Raw genomic sequence first — 6,286 nt, forward strand, 5'->3', positions numbered from 1 at the left:
GGCGCGGCCCTTGGCGTCGAGGTCCTGGCGCAGCGTGGTGAGCGCGGGGCGGACGCGCGCGGCGAGCGGGCTGTCGTCCCAGCCGACGACGGACAGGTCCTCGGGGACGCGCAGGCCGAGCTCGGCGGCGACGTCGAGGACGGCGGTGGCCATGAGGTCGGAGAAGCAGAGGACGGCGGTCGGGCGGTCGGGGCTGGTGAGGAGCGCGCGGGCGCCCTCGTGCGCGTAGGGGTCGACGTTGTCGACGATCTCGTACGCGGTGGGCACCACGCCGGCGGCGTCGAGCGCCTCGACCGCACCGGCGACGCGGGCGCGGGAGACGTAGTCGTGGCCCGCGGTGCGGCCGTCGGCGAGGTGGCCGTGGCGCTCGCGGCCGCCCATGGTGAAGAACGCGATGCGCCGGTGCCCGAGCGCGAGCACGTGCTCGGCGGCCTGCCGGCTGCCGGCGTGGTCGTCGAGCACGATCGACGGGTGCCCGGGGATGGGGTCGAGGTCGACGAAGACCAGCGGGAGCCTGCGACGCACGAGCCAGTCGAGCGCGGCGGAGTCGCCGCCGCACGCGTACACGAGCGCGCCGTCGAGGGGGATGTCGCGCGCGGCCTTCTCGCCGGGGAGCAGCGCGACGGCGTAGCCGGTGGGCTGGAGCTCCTCGGCGATCGCGCCGAAGAACGACGCGGCGATGGGGTCGCGCAGGGCCTCGCCGACCCACGCGGTGAGCAGCAGGCCGATCGCGCCGGTGGTGCCGCGGGCGAGCGCTCGCGCGGACGGGTCGGGGCCGACGTACCCGAGCTCGGCGGCGGCGTCGAGGATGGTCCGCCGGAGGTCGGCGGAGAGCTGGTCGGGGCGCGAGAACGCGTTGGACACGGTCATGCGGCTGACGCCGACCTTGTCGGCGATGGTCTGGAGGGTCACCCGGGGCACGACGCCACCCTGTTCCGCGGCATGCGGGACAGGGTAGGTCGTGCCGCCGGGCGCCGGGGAGCGCCGCCCGAGGGATGTCGCCTCCGGGCTGGTCCCGGGCGTGGCGAGCGGGGCGGGTGTCGTGGTCATCGCGCGGGGTGGCCGGCCTCGAAGGTGCAGGCCGGCTGCACGGCGTCGGCGACGCGGTGCAGGCCCCGGGCGAGGGCGCGACGGGTGCGCGGGACGCGCGGACGGCGGGCGTGCGGCTCGTGGGCGGGACGCTCCTCGGCCACGGGGGCCCAGGGGCGGGCGCTGTGCGACTCGAGGACGGACGCGTCACGGGCGAGCAGCAGGCCGATCGACTGGTCGAGCACGGGTCCTTCTCCCTTCCGATCTGTACCGCTACAGATCGCTATACCGGTACAGTAACCACCCAGTCTGTACCGGTCAAGCGATCCGGCAGAAGTGGCCGCCGACCAGGGGCGACGCAGGGGACGGCTAGACCGGACCCGTCTCCGCGAGCAGCCGCAGCGCCGCGCTCACCCGCGGGTTCCGGCTCGGGTCGGTGTCGATGCCGAGCGTCGCGTACAGCGCGTTCACGTGGTTCTGCACCGACTTCTCGGTGATCCCCAGACGCGCGCCGATGCCCGCGTTCGACAGCCCCTCGGCCAGCAGCCGCAGCACCTCGTACTGGCGGTCGGTGAGTCGCGACACCGCGGACCCCGCGCGCGGTGCCATCCGGGCCAGCAGCGCCGGGTCGAGGACCGTCTCGCCGACCGCGGCCGCGCGCACCGCCGAGACGAGGACCTCCTCGCTCGTCGACGAGGTCTTCGAGAGGTAGCCCCAGCCGGCGGCGACGTCGGGCGGCAGGTCGAGCAGCAGGTCCATCGCGTCGTGCGCCGACAGCAGGAGCACCCCGAGCGCGGGCTGGCGGCGCCGCAGGGTGACGCCCAGGGCGATCCCGTTGCCGTCCGGCAGGTCCACGTCGAGCACGACGACGTCCACCGCGCCGGGCGGGAGCAGGCGCGTCGCCTCGGTCACCGTGCCCGTCGCCACCACGACCTGCAGGCCGTCGGTGTCGTCGAGCATCCGCTCGAGCATCGAGCGGAAGAGTGGTTGGTCCTCGACCACGGCGACGCGCACCGGGCCGTTCGCGGCAGCGTTCATCGGGGCAAGTATCGTCGTCGCCGCGCCACGCGTCAGTCACCCGGAGCGTCGGACGTGACCGACGCCACGCGCACGAGCACCCGTCCGGTGCACCCGCACGGCCCGCAGGGACGAACGATGCCGACCACCCGCTCCGCGACCGCCGACGACGAGTCGGCCGCCGGCGCCGCCCGTCGCGCCCGCGACCTGCACAACGACCGCGTCGGCCTGCTCCGCGCGAGCGGCATCGTCGCGAGCGGCTACGCGATCGGCGCGGCGCTCCAGACGACGTACATCTACAGCCGCGTCGTCGAGGACTGGCAGTCGGTCAGCGTGTGGAGCCGGCTCGGCGCGAACTTCGCCGCGGTCGTCGGCCTCGTCGCGGTCCTCGCCGTCGTCAACGCGCACCGGGCGACGCGCGTCTGGCACATGGCCGTCTCGCTGCTGTTCGCCGCGACCGCGTGCGCGGTCCTGCGGATCGGCGCGCAGCAGCTGCTCGGCGTCTACGAGGACCCGACGCGCGAGGTGGTCGAGGCCGAGCTGTTCTCGGGGCTGGTCATCGGGGTCATCTCGGGCGCGATCGGCATGTGGGGGCTCGTCGCGCGCCGCCGCCTGCGCGCGCAGATCCGGGGCGCCGAGCGTGAGGCGGTCCTCGTCGAGAACGCCGTCCGGGCGCTCGAGCAGGAGGAGATCCGCGTCCGGCGGGAGGTCGCGGAGGGGCTGCACGGCACGCTGCAGAACAAGCTCGTGCTGGTCGAGGCGCGGCTCGAGCAGATCGCGACGCACGCCGCGCAGGGCCCCCTCGACCCGGGCGACCTCGACGACCTGCACTGGATCCGGGGCGAGCTCGAGCAGGCCCGCGCGGCCGACGTGCGCGAGATGAGCCGGCTGCTGTACCCGGACCGGCTCGAGCTCGGGCTCGTGCCGGCCGTGCGCGCGCTGCTCGGGCGGCTCCCCGCGAGCATCGCGACCCGCCTCGACGTGACCGACGCCGTGCGCGCCTACGACGACCCGGCGAACCCGCGGCTCACGGTGCCCGAGCGGCTCCTCGCGGTGCGCGTCGTCGAGGAGGGCGTGACCAACTCGCTCAAGCACGGGCCGGCGACGTCGATCGTGGCGTCGGTCGACGTGCAGGACGGCGTGCTCGTCGTCGCGGTCGAGAACGACGGTGCGCTGTACGACGAGGGGACCGCGGGCGTCGCGTCGGGGACGGCCCGGATGCGCCAGCGCCTGACGTTCGTCGGCGGGTCGGTCGCGCTCGAGCCGGGGGCCGGTCGTGGCGCTCGGCTCGTCGCGCGCATCCCGCTCGGCACGAGCGGCCACAAGACGTCACCCGTTCGGCCGTAGGCGCAGGTCACACCGGCCGTGTCCGCTTCATGGACGGTCGTCCAGGATCGGCCGGATCCGCGCCGGGTGAAAGAAAACGACGTTCCCGGCGGGCCAGGTGCTGGCACCCAGACCGAGCCGACCGCGGTCGATCGGAGGTTCGTAGCGTCTGCGACGGCGCTCCGCAACCGGAGGCCGTGCGGATCGACGACACGCCGACCCGCGTCGTCACGATCCAGGAGTCACCATGGCGAAGTTCTCGACCCGTAAGGGCCTGGCCGTCGGCCTGGCCGTCCTCGGCGTCGCCGGCCTGTCCCTCGCGTCCGCGTCGCAGCTCAACCTGACCTCGAGCGGCACCGCCGCGACGGGCACCGTGAGCGTCGACGCGACCTGCCAGAAGGCCGCCACGGGCGCCGTCACCGCCAAGTACAAGACGCCGACGCTCGGCACCACCGGCTTCGCCCCGTCCGAGGTGCAGTTCGGCAACATCGACGCCGACTGCCAGGGCAAGACGATCCGCGTCGCGTGGAAGACCGCGACGGGCTCGTACACGGAGCTCACCCCCAAGACGCTCACCGCGCCGCACACCACGGCCACGCTCGTCGCCTTCGCCCTCCCGGCCGGCGTCGACTACAACACGATCTCCTCGTTCGCGGTCAGCATCGACGGCTGAGACCGATGACCAGCGACGTCACGACGGCACCCGGTGCGCACCTCGCGCGCCGGGTGCTGCGTGCCGTCGCGTCGGTCCTGCTCTACTCCGCCGCCGCGGTGGCGGCATGGCTGCTGTGGCCGACCAACCTGGGCGGCTGCACGACGCTGACGATCGTCTCCGGGCACTCGATGGAGCCGACGTACGAGACGGGCGACCTCGTGGTCTCGCGCTGCGGCGAGCCGCAGGTCGGTGACGTCGTCGTCTACCGCCCGGACGAGCTCGACGGCGGCCGGATCATCCACCGCCTCATCGGTGGGGACGGCACGAACGGCTGGGTCGTCCAGGGCGACAACAACGACTGGACCGACCCGTTCGCCCCCACGAACGACCAGATCCTCGGCGTCGCGCAGCTGCACGTCGCGAAGGTCGGGCTCGTCGGCCGGCTCGTCGCGTCGCCGTGGGTGTTCGGGTCGTGCCTGCTCATCGCCGGCGCGCTGCTCGTCTGGCCGTCGTCGCGCGACGAGGAGGACACGGACGACGCCGACGCGGTCGACGCGCCCGCCGGCGGCCCGGACCCGGCCGCCGACGACCTCCCCACCGAGCCTCTCGCCGTCGACGACGACGGCACCCGGCGCCCCGCGCTCACCTCCGCCGGAGGCTGACGCCGTGCACCGGACCCTGCTGCGCCCGCGCACCGCGGGCCTGGTCGTCACGGTGCTCGTGCTCGTCGTCGCCGTCCTGGGGCTGGGCGAGGCGAGCGCCGCGCGCCTGCCGATCGCGACACCCGCGCAGCCGTACGGCACGGCCGTGCAGCGCTGCGCCACCGGGCCCGCGACCGTGACCCCGAGCGGCTCCGCCGTCGGCGGGCAGTACACGCGGGTCACCCTCACCGGGCTGGGCGGGACGTGCGCGACCGGACGCGTCCTCCTCGCGACGAGCACCGGTTCCGTGCTGCTCGACGCCACGGGCGCGCTCACGGGCGGTGCGTTCACCGCCACGACGAGCACCCCGTTCACCGCCCCGACCGCCACGACCGCGCGCGTCTTCGTCGCGGGCGACGGCTGGCCCGTGGCTGCCACCTGGGTCCCGCCCGCGGCCGCCGGCCCGGTGTACCCGGGCCCCGACGGCTCGGCGTTCGACACCACCGTCAGCTGGGACCTCACCAACGCGACGAGCGGGCAGCAGGCGTGCTTCACGATCCGCGTCACGACGCGGTCGACCACGCCGATCGTCTGGTCCGCGTACATCGACACCACGCAGGCGCCGTTCAACGGCGCGCGCACGGGGTACTCGCTGCAGGGCGACGAGTCGTGGAAGTACCAGCTGGGGGCGCCGACGGCCGCGGGGCTGATCAAGGTCTCGGGCCGGACCGACGTCTGGCAGCCGTACGACACGGTCGTGGCCGGCCAGGTGCGCACGGTCAGCGTCTGCAACTACTCCCTGCCCGGCGCCGTCGTGACCCCGTCCGCCTACACGGTGTCCTTCGCGCAGGGCACGTGGACCGACCGCGAGGCGTGCGTCGTCACGACCGTCACCGGCAACGGCACGTCGCCGTTCTACGTCGCGTGGCAGACGCCGGTCGACATGACCGCGGCCGTCGCACGTCTGCGGTCCGCGGGCGGCTCGCCCGACGCCTGGCGGTACGGCGGCGACGAGTGGCGCCTGGACCGGACGGTCGTCCCGTCGCTCGCGGGGCCCTACGTCTTCCAGACCACGTCGCGGACCGCGTCCAACATCGTCGGGACGCAGAGCTTCTCGTTCTCCACCTGCGTCGTCGACCGCTGACCGGAGCTGACATGCCGAACCTTCGCCACCTCCTCCCCGGCCGCCGCGCGGTCGCCGTCGCCCTCGCGCTCGTCGCGGTCGCGGGCCTGTCCGTCGCGTCCGCGTCCCAGCTCGTGCTGCAGTCCGGCACGATGCAGTCGGGTCAGGTCGCGGTCACGGGGTGCCAGACCGGCGACGTCATCGTCTCCTACGGCTACGCGTACGAGGCGTCGACGACGGCGTACCGGGTGTCGACCGTGACGCTGTCCGGGCTGCTCGCGGGCTGCCAGAACAAGTCGGTCCGCGTGGCGCTCGTCTCGACCGGCAACGCGGTCCTCGTCGAGCTCACGGGGACGACCGCCGCGGCAGCCGCGACCACCCTCACCGTGCCGGCGGGGACGGTCGTCAACGCGGCCGACGTCGCGCGCGTCGCCGCCGTCGTGAGCGGCTGACGGTGCCCGTGCTCGGCCGGAGCGGCGGCCGGGCCGCGGTCCC

The 6,286-nt window shown here is 74.5% G+C and carries 8 protein-coding genes; 5 read left to right on the forward strand and 3 right to left on the reverse strand.

Annotated features, from left to right (window positions below; genetic code table 11):
• The 3 genes from HGA02_RS08160 to HGA02_RS08170 all read right to left on the reverse strand — a co-directional run.
• Positions 1 to 921 (reverse strand): LacI family DNA-binding transcriptional regulator (locus tag HGA02_RS08160; protein ID WP_343035374.1); only part of this gene is annotated, 921 nt, incomplete at its 3' end.
• 125 nt (positions 922 to 1,046) lie between these two features.
• Positions 1,047 to 1,274: a hypothetical protein gene (locus HGA02_RS08165; protein ID WP_168678605.1), complete on the reverse strand. Its 228-nt coding sequence runs from the start codon at positions 1,272 to 1,274 to the stop codon at positions 1,047 to 1,049.
• Between the two features lie 124 nt (positions 1,275 to 1,398).
• A complete protein-coding gene (locus tag HGA02_RS08170; RefSeq protein WP_124341635.1) occupies positions 1,399 to 2,067 on the reverse strand; it encodes a response regulator transcription factor in 669 nt (222 codons plus the stop codon).
• Positions 2,068 to 2,184: 117 nt separating this feature from the next.
• Here HGA02_RS08170 and HGA02_RS08175 point away from each other — a divergent pair, with 117 nt between their 5' ends.
• The 5 genes from HGA02_RS08175 (at position 2,185) to HGA02_RS08195 (ending at position 6,243) form a co-directional block, all read left to right on the forward strand.
• On the forward strand, positions 2,185 to 3,393 hold the full coding sequence (locus HGA02_RS08175) for a sensor histidine kinase (protein ID WP_168678606.1): 1,209 nt from the start codon (positions 2,185 to 2,187) through the stop codon (positions 3,391 to 3,393).
• 226 nt (positions 3,394 to 3,619) lie between these two features.
• Positions 3,620 to 4,045: a hypothetical protein gene (locus tag HGA02_RS08180; protein WP_168678607.1), complete on the forward strand. Its 426-nt coding sequence runs from the start codon at positions 3,620 to 3,622 to the stop codon at positions 4,043 to 4,045.
• A 5-nt stretch (positions 4,046 to 4,050) separates the two neighbouring features.
• The gene (locus tag HGA02_RS08185; RefSeq protein WP_168678608.1) at positions 4,051 to 4,689 is read left to right on the forward strand and encodes a signal peptidase I; all 639 of its coding nucleotides are present in this window, start codon (positions 4,051 to 4,053) and stop codon (positions 4,687 to 4,689) included.
• Between the two features lie 4 nt (positions 4,690 to 4,693).
• A complete protein-coding gene (locus HGA02_RS08190; RefSeq protein ID WP_168678609.1) occupies positions 4,694 to 5,812 on the forward strand; it encodes a hypothetical protein in 1,119 nt (372 codons plus the stop codon).
• Between the two features lie 11 nt (positions 5,813 to 5,823).
• Positions 5,824 to 6,243: a hypothetical protein gene (locus HGA02_RS08195; protein ID WP_168678610.1), complete on the forward strand. Its 420-nt coding sequence runs from the start codon at positions 5,824 to 5,826 to the stop codon at positions 6,241 to 6,243.
• Positions 6,244 to 6,286 lie beyond the last annotated feature (43 nt).

This window comes from Cellulomonas septica (assembly GCF_012396155.1).
GTDB classification, from domain to species: Bacteria; Actinomycetota; Actinomycetes; order Actinomycetales; family Cellulomonadaceae; genus Cellulomonas; species Cellulomonas septica.